Origin of the sequence: Streptomyces sp. NPDC096136 (assembly GCF_044763325.1) — a bacterium.
GTDB lineage: Bacteria > Actinomycetota > Actinomycetes > Streptomycetales > Streptomycetaceae > Streptomyces.
Window position 1 is genome coordinate 20,960 of the sequence record NZ_JBIWFZ010000023.1, and the last position, 14,224, is coordinate 35,183.

12 protein-coding genes are annotated in these 14,224 nt (G+C 76.4%); 7 read left to right on the forward strand and 5 right to left on the reverse strand.

All coding sequences use genetic code 11. The annotated features are described in order from the left end of the window. Nucleotides 1-5 precede the first annotated feature (5 nt). Complete coding sequence (locus ACIRBY_RS32565; RefSeq protein WP_366453507.1) at nt 6-911, reverse strand: hypothetical protein; 906 nt, start codon at nt 909-911, stop codon at nt 6-8. A gap of 343 nt (nt 912-1,254) precedes the next feature. Then, the gene (locus ACIRBY_RS32570) at nt 1,255-2,805 is read right to left on the reverse strand and encodes a hypothetical protein (RefSeq protein WP_403907497.1); all 1,551 of its coding nucleotides are present in this window, start codon (nt 2,803-2,805) and stop codon (nt 1,255-1,257) included. 86 nt (nt 2,806-2,891) lie between these two features. Between ACIRBY_RS32570 and ACIRBY_RS32575 the strand changes: the two genes are divergently transcribed. The 3 genes from ACIRBY_RS32575 to ACIRBY_RS32585 all read left to right on the forward strand — a co-directional run bounded on the left by ACIRBY_RS32575 (nt 2,892) and on the right by ACIRBY_RS32585 (nt 5,433). Continuing rightward, the gene (locus ACIRBY_RS32575) at nt 2,892-3,680 is read left to right on the forward strand and encodes a LamB/YcsF family protein (RefSeq protein WP_403907498.1); all 789 of its coding nucleotides are present in this window, start codon (nt 2,892-2,894) and stop codon (nt 3,678-3,680) included. Continuing rightward, nucleotides 3,677-4,294 carry an allophanate hydrolase subunit 1 gene (locus ACIRBY_RS32580; RefSeq protein ID WP_403907500.1) on the forward strand — a complete coding sequence of 206 codons (618 nt, stop codon included), beginning with the start codon at nt 3,677-3,679 and terminating at the stop codon, nt 4,292-4,294. The genes ACIRBY_RS32575 and ACIRBY_RS32580 overlap by 4 nt, the downstream gene beginning before the upstream one ends. 281 nt (nt 4,295-4,575) lie before the next feature. Beyond that, nucleotides 4,576-5,433 (forward strand): biotin-dependent carboxyltransferase family protein, encoded by an 858-nt coding sequence (locus tag ACIRBY_RS32585; protein WP_403907657.1) that lies wholly within the window; start codon nt 4,576-4,578, stop codon nt 5,431-5,433. 430 nt (nt 5,434-5,863) lie between these two features. Here ACIRBY_RS32585 and ACIRBY_RS32590 read toward each other — a convergent pair whose 3' ends face one another. Next, nucleotides 5,864-7,261 (reverse strand): HEAT repeat domain-containing protein, encoded by a 1,398-nt coding sequence (locus ACIRBY_RS32590; RefSeq protein ID WP_403907502.1) that lies wholly within the window; start codon nt 7,259-7,261, stop codon nt 5,864-5,866. A gap of 342 nt (nt 7,262-7,603) precedes the next feature. After that, nucleotides 7,604-8,005 (reverse strand): ankyrin repeat domain-containing protein, encoded by a 402-nt coding sequence (locus ACIRBY_RS32595; RefSeq protein WP_403907504.1) that lies wholly within the window; start codon nt 8,003-8,005, stop codon nt 7,604-7,606. A 364-nt stretch (nt 8,006-8,369) separates the two neighbouring features. Between ACIRBY_RS32595 and ACIRBY_RS32600 the strand changes: the two genes are divergently transcribed. Both ACIRBY_RS32600 and ACIRBY_RS32605 read left to right on the forward strand, forming a co-directional pair. After that, nucleotides 8,370-8,564 (forward strand): hypothetical protein, encoded by a 195-nt coding sequence (locus ACIRBY_RS32600; RefSeq protein ID WP_366453514.1) that lies wholly within the window; start codon nt 8,370-8,372, stop codon nt 8,562-8,564. A gap of 33 nt (nt 8,565-8,597) precedes the next feature. After that, nucleotides 8,598-10,229 (forward strand): ATP-binding protein, encoded by a 1,632-nt coding sequence (locus tag ACIRBY_RS32605; RefSeq protein WP_403907506.1) that lies wholly within the window; start codon nt 8,598-8,600, stop codon nt 10,227-10,229. Nucleotides 10,230-10,251: 22 nt separating this feature from the next. On the opposite strand, the gene ACIRBY_RS32610 is transcribed toward ACIRBY_RS32605, so the two are convergent. After that, nucleotides 10,252-11,751, reverse strand: a complete 1,500-nt coding sequence (locus ACIRBY_RS32610) for a PLP-dependent aminotransferase family protein (RefSeq protein ID WP_403907508.1) — start codon at nt 11,749-11,751, stop codon at nt 10,252-10,254. A 213-nt stretch (nt 11,752-11,964) separates the two neighbouring features. On the opposite strand from ACIRBY_RS32610, the gene ACIRBY_RS32615 reads away from it, so the two are divergent. Both ACIRBY_RS32615 and ACIRBY_RS32620 read left to right on the forward strand, forming a co-directional pair. Then, nucleotides 11,965-12,735 (forward strand): glycerophosphodiester phosphodiesterase family protein, encoded by a 771-nt coding sequence (locus tag ACIRBY_RS32615; protein WP_042819955.1) that lies wholly within the window; start codon nt 11,965-11,967, stop codon nt 12,733-12,735. 67 nt (nt 12,736-12,802) lie between these two features. Beyond that, nucleotides 12,803-14,185: an MFS transporter gene (locus ACIRBY_RS32620; protein ID WP_403907510.1), complete on the forward strand. Its 1,383-nt coding sequence runs from the start codon at nt 12,803-12,805 to the stop codon at nt 14,183-14,185. Nucleotides 14,186-14,224 lie beyond the last annotated feature (39 nt).

Sequence of the window (14,224 nt, forward strand, 5' to 3'; positions counted from 1 at the left end):
GGCGCTCAGGCGTGGAACGGGAGGCCGGCGTCGGCGGCGAGTTCCAGGTCGTCGCCCTCGGGCGGCGGCAGGAGGGTGGCGGAGCCGTCGCTGACGGGCACCACGCCGAGTTCGAGGAGTTCGGCCATGGCCGCGCTGCCCGCCATGTCGCGGACCTGGAGCTGGTAGCGCGGGGTGGTGCGGTAGGTGCCGCCGGCGTCGTCGCCGGTGCGCTGGAGGAACCCGGACTCGGTGAGGAAGGCGGCGGCCTTGCCCACGATGCCGGTGGTGGAGCCGGCGAGGCGGCGGGCGTCCTTGGTGGCGCCGGTCGCGCTGCGGCGGGCGTAGACGCGCCAGGCGGCCTCCAGGCCGGGGGCGTCGGAGGCGGGGTCGGTGTTCTCGCCGAGCTCCTCGGCGCGCTCCTCGAGGCGGCGGCAGGTCTGCCGGACGAAGGCGTCGACGCCGTTGACGGTGATCCGGCCGATGTAGCCGTCGTCGGCGAGGTCCTCGGGGCGGGGGAAGGCGAGGGCGGCGACGGCGAGGTGGGCGAGGCCGTGCAGGAAGCGGTCGCCGCCGTCGGCGGCGGTGCGGCGGGCGTAGTCGCCCATGCGGACGGCGAAGACGGAGTCCTCGCCGGCGGCGACGGCCATGCCGGCGCGCGGGGACACCTCCAGGACGACGAGGCCGAGTCCGGTGGCGACGGCGTCGGCGAGCCGGCCGAAGGCGGGGTCCTCGCGGTAGCGGCGCAGCAGCTCGGCGTACTCGGCGTCCCGGGCGGGGAGCAGCTTGGGCTGGAGCCCGAACCCGACGAGGCGGGCCGCGTCGGCGGCGTCGGCGGGCGTCAGCGCGGCGGGTCCCGCCGCGGGCGCGGCCGGGACCGACGCGCCGTCGGGCTCGCTCCACGCGGGGTGCTCGGCGTGGTGGTCGCTCACGGGTGGGTCTCCTCGGCGGTGCGGTGGTGGTTCGGTGTGGTGCGCGCGGCCTGTCGGCCGGGGTGCTGCGGGGCGCTGCGGCGGGCCGGCCCGCGGGGAGGCCGCGGGCCGGCGGCCGCGGCCTGCCGGGCCGGGGTTCGCCCTCCCCCGGCAGCGGGACGGCGGCCCGGGCCGTACACGGCGCCCAGGGGGCACCGCTCCCGTCCGCGCGGTCCGCCCGCCACGGTCCGCCGGCCGCGGCCCGACGGGGCCGACGTCCGGGCGCGCGGGGCCGGGACCGTGCCCGGGGCGGCATCGCCGACCGGAAGGGCGGACGGCTCGTGGCCGGCGGCGCGGGGCCGGGTCATGAGGGCTCCGCGCGGTCGGCCGCCATGCCGGCCGCGTCCAGGAGGGCCGTGCCCACGATCAGGTCGGCGCCGCCGAACTCCGGGTCCTCCAGCGGGGTGCCGTCGTCCACCGCGAACAGCAGGCGCTCCTCCCCCTGGCGGTACGCCGTGCCCACCGCCGGGCTCGCGGCGTGGACGGCGAGCAGGGCCACCAGGTACGGCAGGTCGGGGTCCTCGCGGCGGGCCTGCGCGAGCAGGCCCGACAGGCGGCGGGGGGCGTCGTGGGGGAGGTCCAGGAGGCGGGTAGCGGCCGCGAGCTGCTCCTCGCTGAAGCGGCTGTCGTCCGGGGTCGCGATGAGGTCGGGCTCCGGCATCTCCACGCCGAGGTGCTCCCGCTCCAGCGGCGGGGTCAGCAGGATCTCCACCAGGTCGGCGACCCGTACCGAGACGGGGGTGCGGAAACCGGTGCCGGCCGCGAAGAAGGCGTCGGTGACCCGCGTGGCCCCGGCGACGGGCAGCGGCAGCAGCGGGGCGACCAGCTGCCCGTACAGGTCGATCCCGGAGCGCGCGGCGGGCGCGGCGAAGGCCTGGCGGTCCTGTTCGGCGCGGAAGAGCGGGCCGGCGTCCAGCAGCCGGGACTGGAGCTGGGTGTGCCGGCGGATGCAGTCCTTGACGATGTCGACGAGCTCGGCGGCGCGCCGCTTGTTCTCGGGGTCCTCGGCCTCGTCGCGCGCCTTGCGGATGTTGGTGAGGATGGCGTTCTCGTGCCGGTAGCGGTCGGCGACGTGGTCGAGGGCCTCGGCGATCATGTCCGGGACGGCCTGGAGCCAGTCGACGGCGCGGACGTTGCGCCGGGTGGCGTCGAGCGTGCGGCGCAGGGTCTCGGCGTACTGGACGGTGCGGTAGCGGGCCTGCTCGGCGGCGAGCTGGGCGTCGGCGAGCCGGCCCCGGCTGATCAGGACCTCCAGCTTCACCTCGGCGGCGATCTGCGCGCTGGTGACGTCGGTGTCGAGGGCGCCGACCAGGACGTTGACCGCCTCGTCGGTGGTGCGCAGGTACACCGCGCCGCCGTGGCCGGGGACCTCCTCGATCAGCTTGAAGTCGTAGTCCCGGCGGACGTAGACCCCGTCGGGGCCGAAGGTGCCGTAGATCGCGCGGAAGCCGCGGTCGACGCTGCCGACGTTGATCAGGTTCTCCAGCACCCAGCGGGCGACGCGCTCGTGCTCGGCGGCCGGCCGGTCGGGGGTCTGGGCGGCGACGCGGGGCAGCAGCCGGGCCACTATCTGCTCGTGGTCGGCGCCCGTGTCGAAGTCCATGTTCAGCGTGACCAGGTCGATCGCGGACAGGGCGACCTCCGCCATCGCGTAGACCCCGTACTCGCCGGCCAGGTTGGCCTTGCGTACGTCGAGGTCGTGCAGCGGGGCGGTGCAGGCGAGGGCGCGCAGCCGCCGGGCGAGGCCCTCGTCGGCGGCCGGGCCCGGCGCCGGGGAGGGAAGGGTCTTCGCCGGGGCAGGGAGAGTCACGTCGAAAAGATTAGGCGGTGTCACGGACAACATCCCAAACGGCATGGTTCGGCCGGATCGTCCCCGGCTCCGCGGAAGGCCGCGGAAGGACTCTGCGGCACGCGGCGCGTGCGCTGTTCTACGCTCGCCGCATGGCTTCCATGATCACATCCCCAGCGGCCGCGATCGACCTCAACGCCGACCTCGGCGAGGGCTTCGGGCGGTGGACGCTCACGGACGACGAGGCCCTCCTGTCGGTGGTCACCAGCGCGAACGTGGCCTGCGGCTTCCACGCCGGCGACCCGTCGATCATGCGCCGGGTGTGCGAGCTGGCCGCCGGGCGGGGCGTACGGATCGGCGCGCAGGTCTCCTACCGGGACCTGGCCGGTTTCGGTCGGCGGGCGATGGACGTGCCCGCGGCGGAGCTGGCGGCCGAGGTGGCGTACCAGATCGGGGCGCTGGAGGTGTTCGCGCGGGCGGCCGGGTCGAGGGTGTCGTACGTGAAACCGCACGGCGCGCTGTACAACCGCACGGTGCACGACGCGGACCAGGCGGGGGCGGTGGTCGAGGGGGTCCGGCTGGCCGCCGGGGAGGCGGGGCTGCCGGTGCTGGGGCTGCCCGGGTCGCTGCTGCTCGCCGCGGCCGCGGAGGCGGGGCTGGAGGCCGTACCGGAGGCCTTCGCCGACCGGGCCTACACGCCGCGGGCGGCGCTGGTGCCGCGCGGGGAGCCGGGGGCCGTGCTGCACGACCCGGACGCGGTGGTCGCGCGGGCCGTCCGGATGGCCGCGGAGGGGGAGGTCACGGCCTCCGACGGCTCGCCGGTACGGGTCCGCGCGCGCTCCCTGTGCCTGCACGGGGACACCCCGGGGGCCGCGGGGCTGGCGCTGCGGGTCCGGGAGGCGCTGGGGGCGGCGGGCGTGCGGGTGGAGGCGTTCGCGTGAGGGCCCTGGTGGTGGGCCGGGAGGCGCTGCTGCTGGAGGTGGACTCGGCCGGGGAGGCGGCCGCGCTCCACGCCGAGCTGCTGCGCCGGCGGGGGGCGGGCGAGCTGGGCGCCGTGCGGGAGGTGGTGCCGGCGGCGCGGACGGTGCTGCTGGACGGGGTGCGGGAGCCGGGGGCGCTGGCCGCGCGGATCGCCCGCTGGGAGGTGCCGCCGCTCGCGGAGGCCGAGGGTCCGCTGGTCACCGTGCCGGTGCGGTACGACGGGCCGGACCTGGCGGAGGTGGCCGGCGCGTGGGGCGTCGCCGAGGGGGAGGTGGCCGGGCTGGTCGGGGGGATCGAGTTCCGGGTGGCGTTCTGCGGGTTCGCGCCCGGCTTCGGGTATCTGACGGGGCTGCCCGAGCGGCTGTGGCTGCCCCGGCGGGCCACGCCCCGTACGGCGGTCCCGGCCGGGTCCCTGGCCCTGGCCGGGGAGTACGCGGGGGTCTACCCGCGCTCCTCCCCCGGCGGCTGGCAGCTGGTCGGCTCCACCGACGCGGTGCTGTGGGACCCGGCGCGGGAGCCGGCGGCGCTGTTCGCGCCGGGGGTACGGGTGCGGTTCGAGGAGGCGGGGGCGTGAGCGGGAGCGGCGACCTGAGCGGCGGCGGGACCGGGACCGACGGCCGGAACGGCGACCCGACCGAGAGCGGCGGCCGAAGTGGCGACCCGACCAAGAGCGGCGGCCGGAACGGCGGCCCGACCGGGACCGACGGCCGGAACGGCGGCCCGACCGAGAGCGGCGGCCGGAACGGCGGCCCGACCGGGACCGGCGGCCGGAGCGGGAGCGGACGTGACGGCCTGAGCGGGACCGGCGGCCGGAGTGGCGGCCTGGGCGGGAGGGGCGGCCTCAGCGGGAGCGGGCTGGTGGTGGTGCGGCCGGGGGCGCTGACCACCGTGCAGGACCTGGGGCGGCCCGGGTACGCACACCTGGGCGTGCCCCGGTCGGGCGCCCTGGACACGGCCGCGCACGCCCTGGCCAACCGCCTCGTCGGCAACGCGGCGGGGGCCGCCGCCCTGGAGACCACCCTGGACGGCGTCCGGCTGCGCGCCCTGGCGCCGGTGACGGTGGCCGTGACGGGCGCGCCCTGCGCGGTACGGGTCTCGGGGCGTCCGGCGGCCTGGGGCGCGCCGGTGCGGCTGCCGGCGGGGGCGGAGCTGGACGTGGGCCGGGCGGAGGCCGGGCTGCGGTGCTACGTGGCGGTGCGCGGGGGGATCGCCGCCGCGCCGGTGCTGGGGAGCCGCTCGACGGACCTGCTGTCGGGGCTGGGGCCGCCGGTCCTCGCGGAGGGGGCGGTGCTGGCGGTCGGCGCGGCGGGGCCCTCCGCGGTGTCCGGGGCGGACGCCCTGCGGGTGCCGGGGCCGCCGGTGGGGGAGCTGGTGCTCCCGCTGCGGCTCGGGCCCCGGGCGGACTGGTTCACGGGGGCCTCGCTGGCGGCGCTGCTGTCCTCCGGGTACCGGGTCTCCCCGGCCTCGAACCGGATCGGGCTGCGGACGGAGGCGGGGCCGGTGCTGGCCCGCGCGCGGGAGGGGGAACTGCCGAGCGAGGGCATGGTCCTGGGGGCGGTGCAGGTCCCGCCGGACGGGCTGCCGGTGGTGTTCCTGGCCGACCATCCCGTGACCGGCGGCTACCCGGTGGTCGGCGTGGTGCCGGCGGGCCCGGCGCTCGACGCCGCCGCGCAGGCCCGACCGGGGGTGGCGGTGCGGTTCGTTCCCGCCTGAACCTCCGGGACCGGCGCAGGCCCGTCCGTGGGTGGCGGTGCGGTTCGTTCCCGCCTGAACCTCCGGGACCGGCGCGGGCCCTGTGCGGGTGTGCCGCTGCGCGGCGCGAGGTCCCCATCCCCCACCGCCCTTCCATGCCCCGGGCGCCGGCGGGGCCGGCTCCGCAACGGGGTCCGGGGCTGCGGAGTTCCCCCGGCCACCGCCGGGAGGTGCCCCCGGCGGTGGCCACGCCGGGGTGCGGGAGGCGGGCCGGGCGCGGGCTGCGCGCACGGCCCGCTCGTGCCGGGTGGCGCGGTGCGGTTCCGGGCCCGCCGGCGTGTGAGGCGCGGCGGGGGCCGGGGCGGAGCCCCTGGGGGCGCCTCCCAGCGGTGGGAGGAGCGGCGGAAGGGCGGGGCGGGGCTCCGCGCAGCGGGACCGGGGGCCGGCGGGGCTACACGGCCGACTCGGGGGTGATGCGGCTGCGGACCGCCGACTGGACGTCCTCCTCCTCCGCCGGGTCCGTCGCCAGGCGGCGGAGGCGGGGGGCGACGCGGGCGTCGGCCGTTTCGGCGTGGCGGGCGGCCACCTCGCGGGTGGTCTCCTCGCAGTCCCACAGGCATTCGACGGCGAAGCCCGCCGCGAAGGTGGGGTCCGTGCTGGCGAGGGCGCGGGCGGCACGGCCGCGCAGGTGGGAGGAGGCCGTCTCGCGGTAGACGTGGCGCAGCACCGGGGCCGCGCAGCCGATGGAGAGCCGGCCCGCGCCGTCCACCAGGGTGAAGAGGCGGGCGGAGTCGGGGCCCGAGCCCCGGACGGTCGAACGGAGGGCGCCCAGGACCAGGCCGGCGTCGTCGGCGCCGCCACGGGCGGCCAGGAGGGCCGCGGCGGCCGCTCCGAGGGCGTCGGGGCGGTGGACCCACGAGCGGGCCCGTTCCAGGGCCGCGGGGCCGCACATCCGCTCGTAGGCGGCCACGGCGGGTTCGTCGCCGGCGGCTTCGATGAGGTCCAGGACGGCCGGGTTCTCCGGCTCCGCGAGGACCAGGTGGTGCAGGGCGGTGGCCCGGGCGGCCTCGCCCTGGGCTCCGGCGGCGGCCGCGAGGATCTCGGGGCGGTCCTCGGGCCCGGCCACGGCGGCCAGACAGCGCGCGGCGGGCACGTGCAGCGGGGTGCCGCGGCGCATCCCGTCGGCGGCCCAGTCGAAGACGGCCCGGACGCCCCAGCCGGGCCGGGGGCCGCTGGGGGAGAGCTGGCGCTGCCAGCGGTCGAAGGAGCCCTGCTGGCGGGCCGCGCGCAGGCGTTGCCCGTACTGCGGGAGCTCCTCCCACAGGCGCCACGGCCGGGGCTCGTAGGCGTCGCGGACGGCGGCGGCCAGCCGCGCCTCGCCCTCGGCGTCCGCCGGGAAGCGGGCGAGGACGGGTGCGGCGAGGGAGCGCAGCCCCTCGTCGTCGTCGCGCAGGGCGAGCTCGTCGAGGGCCCAGGCCCAGTTGGCCCCGGAGGCGGCGTAGCGGCGCAGCAGCATGAGCGCGTCGTCGCGGCCGTAGGAGGCAAGGTGCCCGAGGACGGACAGGGCGAGCCCGGTGCGGTGGTCCTCCTCGTCGACGAGGTCGTCGACGCCGAAGAGGTGGGCCTCGATCGCGCCGAGGGGGCCGGCCAGGTCCAGGTACAGGCGTGCGTAGTACAGCGACCGGTTCTCGACCTGCCAGTCCTGCCGCGGGTCACGGGTCACGCACTGGTCGAGGGCCGCGAGGGCCTCGGGCCGGGGCGCCGCGAGGGCGTGCAGCGTGCCGTCGCCGCGGCCCCGCTGGAGGAGGCCGAGCAGGGTGCCGCTCGGCGCTATGACTGGTTCGAACATGGGAATGGCCTCAAATCAAGCTGGGGACGCAACCGGGAATCGGGATTCACAGGGCCGCGTAACAGCATGTGAGGACGTCCGCCGTCATGTTCCGCTCGATGTAGACCATTGCCTTCTCACTCTCGTCGGTGCTTCGCGACCGTGCCGGCCGGTGCGGCAGGGGTGGGTGTGGACACCCGTCGTGTCCAGCCCGCTCCTGCCCGTCCGTCATGTCCGCGAATCGAATCCGACGCCATGATGACCCAGGCGGTTTGTGCGCCGCGACCACATTTAAGGGCGTCGTGACCAAGCCGTGAGGTCGCGGGCCCGTCCCGGCCCGGGCCGGGCGGGGGAATAAGCGGACTACTTGGCTCCGAAGAGTTCCAGCAGGTCGGCCTTGTGGAACATGCGGGCCGTGTCCACCGCGGAGGGGGTTCCGGCCTCGGGGTCGGCCCCGCCGGCGAGCAGGGCGCGGATGACGGCTTCCTCGCCCTTGAAGACGGCGCCGGCGAGCGGGGTCTGGCCGCGGTCGTTGGCGCGGTCGGCCTCGGCCCCGCGGGCCAGCAGGGCGGTGACGGCGTCGGCGTGGCCGTGGTAGGCGGCGAGCATGACGAGGGTGTCGCCGCGGTCGTTGGTGAGGTTGGCGGGAACCCCGGCGTCGAGGTAGGCGGCCAGGGTCTCCGTCTCACCCTGGCGGGCGAGGTCGAAGATCTTGGTGGCCAGTTCGACGACGTCCTCGTCGGGCGTGTCCTGGTGCTCGCTCATCGGTCGTACCGCCTTTCGCTCTTCTCAAGTCGTGCCGGGGCGCCGGCCGCCACCCGCCGCCCGTGGCGTCCGGCAGGAGTCTGCCCAGGCCGGGCGGACAGGGGGGTGCGCGGCGCTGCGTCCGTACGGGTGAATCGCCAGGGTAGCGCCCGTCCCTGGACATGAGGGGGCCAGCCCGAGGCAAGGATGTCGGGGGCCGGGACACCCGACACCCCGGGGCGCCGACGCGCCAGCCGGGAGGGTCCGGTCAAGTGAAAAACCCGAAGGTTCACCCGTATGCACCTTTTGTCGCATTGATACTTCCTGTGAGCCTGGAACAACTGATGGTGACCTTCCCGACCGTTCCGCTACCAGGAGAACTCCCATGGTCCTGTCGATCTCCGGCGTCGTACTGCTCGGCATCATCTGCTTCCTCTTCTTCAAGAAGGACGGGATGAAGCTGATGCACGCCGTCGTCTGCGCGCTCTTCGGCTTCTTCCTCGCCGGCTCCGCCATCGCCCCGAGCATCACCGCCAGCACGGCGAGCCTCGCGAGCCTGCTCGGCGGGATCAAGCTCTAGCCCGCCCCCCGCCCCACCACCCAGGAGACGACCGTGGCCCGGCGCCCACTCCCCCGCATCCTCACCAGTGGCAGCACCTCGCTCGCCCGGGGCCGCGACCTCGCCCGCACGGCGGCCGACAACGCCACGGACGTCCTCCATCCGCTCCTGGTCATCGGGCGCGGACTGCGCGTCCTGGCCTCGACCGGCCGCCGCAAGTGGGCCGCGACCCCGAAGGACAAGCGGGGTCCGGCGCTGTTCCTGGGCGCCGCCTGCGTCCTGGTGGTCGCGCTCGCCCCGTACGGGCCCCTCACGGCGCTGATCGCGCTGATGGCGGCGGCGGGCTGGCACGGGCGCGACCGCACCCCCGTGAAGACCGGTCCCAGCGACGCCGAGGCCGACCGGCTGCGCTCCCTCTACGAGGCCCTCGTGCCCTACTTCTCCGCCCCCGAGGACCCGAACCCGCTGTTCGCCCACGGCGGCGGCTTCGGCGACGCCTTCAGCGACCACGCCTTCGACGCCGAGGGCCGCGTCACCCGGCTCCGCATCCGCTACCCGGCGTACTTCACCGACGGGGAGCCGGCCTCGCGGGCCCGGATCGAGTCCCTGCTGCACGCCAAGTCCGGGCGCGGCCGGGAGTACCACTTCGCCTGGGACGAGGAGGCCAACCGGCTCGACCTGAGCGTCCTGGAGGCCCTGCCCACCGGGATCGCCGCCCAGCCGTTCGTCACCTCACCCGGCGAGAGCGTCCTCGGCTTCACCGACCCCGGAGGGGTCCGGCGCACCCTGCCGGTGCTGGAGGGCGACGAGACCCGCGACCTGCCGCCCGTCATCTGGCGGACCGGCCCCGGCTCCACCGAACCCCACCTGCTGGCCGTGGGCCAGCCCGGCAGCGGCACCACCACCCTGGTCCGCTCGCTCGCCCTCCAGGCCCTGCGGCAGGGCGGCGACGTGATGGTCGTCGAGGGCGGCGGCAGCAACGAGTACGCCTGCCTGGCCGGACGGGCCGGCGTCCTCGCCGTCGAATGCGGCCCGACCGGGGCCCTGGCCACCGTCGAGTGGGCCGCGCACGAGACCGAGCGGCGCCTGATCGCCGCGCACCGGGCCCGCGAGGCCGGACGGCCCGCGCCCGATGACATCCGGCGGCCGCTGTGGATCCTGCTGGACCGCCCCAGCCTGCTCGCCCACCTCGCGACCGCCGAGGGCCGCCCGGACCCCCTCGCCCAGCTCCAGGTGCCCCTGCGGCACGGCCGCGCCGCGCACGTCACGGTGGTGGTCGCCGAGCACTTCGACCACCTGGAGCTGATCGGCGACGCCGTCTGGCAGCACACCCGGGCCCGGGTCGTCCTCGGCCCCGCCCCCGTCCAGCAGCTCACCGACGTCCTCGGGCTGCCCCCGCACACCACCCCGCCCCCGCAGCTCCCGCCCGGCCGCGGCTACGCCCGGCTCGGCACCGGCCCGGTCCACCGGCTCCAGGTGCCCGCCACCCCGGACCCGTACGACGACGCCACGCACCCGGCGCACCGCCACGCCGTCATGGAGCTGCTGCCCGAGCGGCAGCCGGCCGGCGCCGGCGGCGGCGAGGCCCCGCAGGCGCCCGCGGGGCCGCTCAAGGACCACCCCCCGGCGCAGGCCGGGACCCCCGCCGTCGCGGAAGTCCCCGAGGTCCCTGCGGAGGCCCCCTGAACCTCCCGCAGGGGGGAGGGGGCTACGCGACGAACGTGCGCGGCGGTTCCGCCGCACCGCCCTCCCCGGTACCGACCAGGCGGGCCGCCGCAGCCAGGCGCACGGCGGCCTCCTCGGCCACCGGGCCGCCGACCGTGAAGGGCAGCCGGACGTAGCCCTCGAAGGCCCCGTCCACCCCGAACCGGGGGCCCGAGGGGACGCGGACGCCGACCCGCTCCCCCACCTCCGCGAGCCGCGAACCGGACAGCCCGCCGGCCCGGGCCCACAGGGTCAGCCCGCCGGCCGGCACGTCGAACTCCCAGTCCGGCAGCTCCCTGCGCACCGCCGCGACCAGCGCGTCCCGGTTCTCCCGGGCCTGGGTGCGGCGCATCCCGACGGCCTCCTCCCAGCCCCCGGTGCGCATCAGCCAGTTCACGGCGAGCTGTTCCAGCACCGGGGTGCCGAGGTCGGCGTAGGCACGGGCAGCCACCAGGCTGCGGATGACGTCCGGGGCGGCCCGGACCCAGCCGATCCGCATGCCCGCCCAGAAGGCCTTGCTGGCGGAGCCGACGGTGACCACCGTGGAGCCGGCCGGGTCGAAGGAGCAGACGGGGCGCGGCATGGCCGGCTCCGGGTCCAGCCGGAGCTCGGCCATGGTCTCGTCGGCGATCAGGACGGTGCCGGCGGACCGGGCGGCCTCGACCATGGCCCGGCGCTGCTCCTCCGAGGCCAGGGCTCCGGTGGGGTTGTGGAAGTCGGCGACGACGTAGGCCAGGCGCGGGGCCGAGTCGCGCAGGACCTGCCGCCACACGTCCATGTCCCAGCCGCTCAGCCCCGCGCCCATGGCGACGGGCACGAGGCGGGCCCCGGCGGCGCGCATCAGCTGGAGGATGTTGGCGTAGGAAGGGGACTCGACGGCGATCCGCTCGCCCCGGCCGGCGAAGAGGCTGCAGATGGCGTCTATGGCGCCCATGGCCCCGGTGGTGACCATGATCTGCTCGGGCATGGTCGGGATGCCGCGCTCGGTGTAGCGGTCGGCGAGCATCCGGCGCAGCGCGGGCAGGCCGGCGGGGTAGTCGCCGTGCGTGTGCGCGTAGGGCGGGAGTTCCTCCAGGGCGCCCTGGACGGCCTTGGTGAGCCAGGGTTCGGGCGCGGGGAGGGCGGCGCAGCCCAGGTCGATCATGGAGCCGAGGGACTCGGGCGGCAGCGGCTCCAGGCCCCGGGCCGGGAGGGGGTTCCCGGCCGGTACGGAGGTCCAGCTGCCCGCGCCCCGGCGGGACTCCAGGAAGCCCTCGCCGCGCAGGGCCTCGTAGGCGGCCGCGACGGTGGTGCGGCTGAGGGAGAGGGCGACGGCCAGTTCGCGCTCGGCGGGCAGGCGGGCCGCCACGGGCACGCGGCCCTCCAGGACGAGCAGCCGGATGCCGTCGGCGAGCGAGCGGTACGCGGGCGCCTTGCGGGCGCCGGGGACGGCGGGCCGCTCCTGCTGGGAGGTGATCAGGCGGGCGAGCTGCGCGGTGCCGACCGCTGAGGTCCACTGAGCCATGGCGTCCGGTCCACCTTCATGCGATTGGCCCCGGCGGCCGGGGTCCGGGCCGGGATTGGATTGGTTCCGCGGCCTCCAGGGTGTCACGGAGCGGTCCACCCGGGCCAGGCGGGGGCCGGACCGTGCGCCCCGCCCGGCCGGCGGGCGGGCGCGTTCACCGTCCGTCCATCCGGCCTCTCCCGTCCCGGGGGGCACAGCGGGCATACTGCGCCCGTGACTCACGTACGCCTTCGCCACCCCTACCTGGACCACCCGGCCCCGATCCCCTTCGCCCACCGGGGCGGGGCCGCGGACGGCCTGGAGAACACCGCCGCCGCCTTCCGCCGGGCGGCCGAAGCCGGCTACCGGTACTTCGAGACCGATGTGCACGCGACGGCCGACGGGAAGCTGGTGGCCTTCCACGACGCCACCCTGGACCGGGTCACCGACGCGACGGGCCGGATCCGGGAGCTGTCGTGGAGCCGGGTGCGCGAGGCGCGGGTGGCGGGCAGCGAGCCGCTGCCGCTCTTCGAGGAGCTGCTGGAGGAGTTCCCGGACGCCCGCTGGAACGTGGACGTCAAGGACGAGTCGGCCCTGCACCCGCTGGTGAACCTCGTCGCGCGGGCCGGGGTCTGGGACCGGGTGTGCGTGGGCTCCTTCTCGGAGAGCCGGGTGGCCCGGGCCCAGAAGATCGCCGGCCCCCGGCTGGCCACCTCGTACGGGGTCCGGGGCGTGGTCGGGCTGCGGCTGCGCTCGTGGGCGATCCCGGCGGCGCTGCGGGTGGGCGCGGTGGCGGCCCAGGTGCCGGAGACCCAGGCGGGCATCCGGGTGGTGGACCGGCGCTTCGTACGGACCGCGCACGCGCGGGGACTCCAGGTGCACGTGTGGACCGTGAACGAACCGGAACGCATGGAGGCTCTTCTCGACCTGGGTGTCGATGGCATCATGACCGACCGGATCGACATCTTGCGCACGGTGCTGGACCGGCGCGGGGCCTGGGCCTGACGGGCCGCAGGGCCGCCGCGCCCGGTCCGGCGGCCGGCGTCCTACGGGGAAGAACGAGGGGGCGCTCATGACCGAGCGTACGGACAAGGAAGCGGAACCCGGCGCGGAGGACGGCAGAGCCGCCGCGGACGCGGCCGCCGCGCGCAGGCGCGAACAGCACGGCTGGTACTTCTACGACTTCGCCTGCTCGGTCTACTCGACGAGCGTCCTCACGGTGTTCCTCGGGCCGTACCTGACGGCCGTGGCCAAGGCGGCGGCCGACCCCGAGGGCTACGTCCACCCGCTGGGCATACCGGTGCGGGCCGGGTCGTTCTTCGCGTACACCGTGTCGCTGTCGGTGATCCTGGCCGTGCTGGTCATGCCGCTGGCCGGCGCGGCGGCGGACCGGACCGGCCGCAAGAAGCCGCTGCTGGCGGCGGCCGCGTACACCGGGGCCGCGGCGACGACCGGGATGTTCTTCCTGGACGGGGACCGCTACCTGCTGGGCGGGTTCCTGCTGGTCGTCGCGAACGCCTCCCTGGCGGTCTCGATGGTGCTCTACAACGCCTTCCTGCCGCAGATCTCCACCCCGGACGAGCGGGACACCGTCTCCTCGCGGGGCTGGGCCTTCGGCTACACCTCGGGCGCGTTCGTGCTCGTGCTGAACCTGGTGCTCTTCCAGGGCCACGACTCCTTCGGGCTCTCCGAGGGCGCGGCGGTGCGGATCTGCCTGGCCTCGGCCGGCCTGTGGTGGGGGGCCTTCGCGATCGTCCCGCTGCGCCGGCTGCGCGACCGGGCGGCGGTCCGGGAGGCGGGTGCGGCTCCGGCCGTCAGCGGCTGGCGGCAGCTGGTGACCACGCTGAAGGACATGCGGCGCTATCCGCTGACCCTGTCGTTCCTGCTGGCCTACCTGGTCTACAACGACGGGGTCCAGACGGTGATCTCCCAGGCCTCGGTCTACGGCTCGGAGGAGCTGGAGCTGGAGCAGTCCACGCTGATCGTGGCCGTGCTGCTGGTCCAGGTCCTGGCGGTGGTCGGGGCGCTGGCGATGGGGCGGCTGGCGGTCGCCTACGGGGCGAAGCGGACGATCCTCGGCTCGCTGGCCGCGTGGGGCCTGACGCTGGGGGCCGGGTACTTCCTCCCGGCCAGGACCCCGGTGTGGTTCTTCGCACTCGCCGCGATGATCGGGCTGGTGCTCGGCGGGAGCCAGGCGCTGTCGCGCTCGCTGTTCTCGCACCTGGTGCCGGCGGGCAAGGAGGCCGAGTACTTCTCCGCGTACGAGATGAGCGACCGCGGGCTGAGCTGGGTGGGGCCGCTGGTCTTCGGGCTCACGTACCAGCTCACGGGCAGCTACCGGGACGCGATCATCTCGCTGGTGGTCTTCTTCGCACTGGGTTTCGCACTGCTCGCGCGAGTGCCGGTGCGGCGCGCGGTGGAGGCGGCGGGCAATCCTGTTCCGGTGCGCGTCTGAGGCGGGATCCGGACCGGACTCGTGAACGAGTCCCGAACG

Excerpts from the sequence above, each read along its gene's own strand:
- ACIRBY_RS32600 (WP_366453514.1), top strand. The coding sequence starts at position 8,370 with ATGGTCCTGTCGATCTCCGGCGTCGTACTGCTCGGCATCATCTGCTTC.
- ACIRBY_RS32620 (WP_403907510.1), top strand. The coding sequence starts at position 12,803 with ATGACCGAGCGTACGGACAAGGAAGCGGAACCCGGCGCGGAGGACGGC.
- ACIRBY_RS32595 (WP_403907504.1), bottom strand. The coding sequence starts at position 8,005 with ATGAGCGAGCACCAGGACACGCCCGACGAGGACGTCGTCGAACTGGCC.
- ACIRBY_RS32575 (WP_403907498.1), top strand. The coding sequence starts at position 2,892 with ATGGCTTCCATGATCACATCCCCAGCGGCCGCGATCGACCTCAACGCC.
- ACIRBY_RS32590 (WP_403907502.1), bottom strand. The coding sequence starts at position 7,261 with ATGTTCGAACCAGTCATAGCGCCGAGCGGCACCCTGCTCGGCCTCCTC.
- ACIRBY_RS32570 (WP_403907497.1), bottom strand. The coding sequence starts at position 2,805 with ATGCCGTTTGGGATGTTGTCCGTGACACCGCCTAATCTTTTCGACGTG.
- ACIRBY_RS32610 (WP_403907508.1), bottom strand. The coding sequence starts at position 11,751 with ATGGCTCAGTGGACCTCAGCGGTCGGCACCGCGCAGCTCGCCCGCCTG.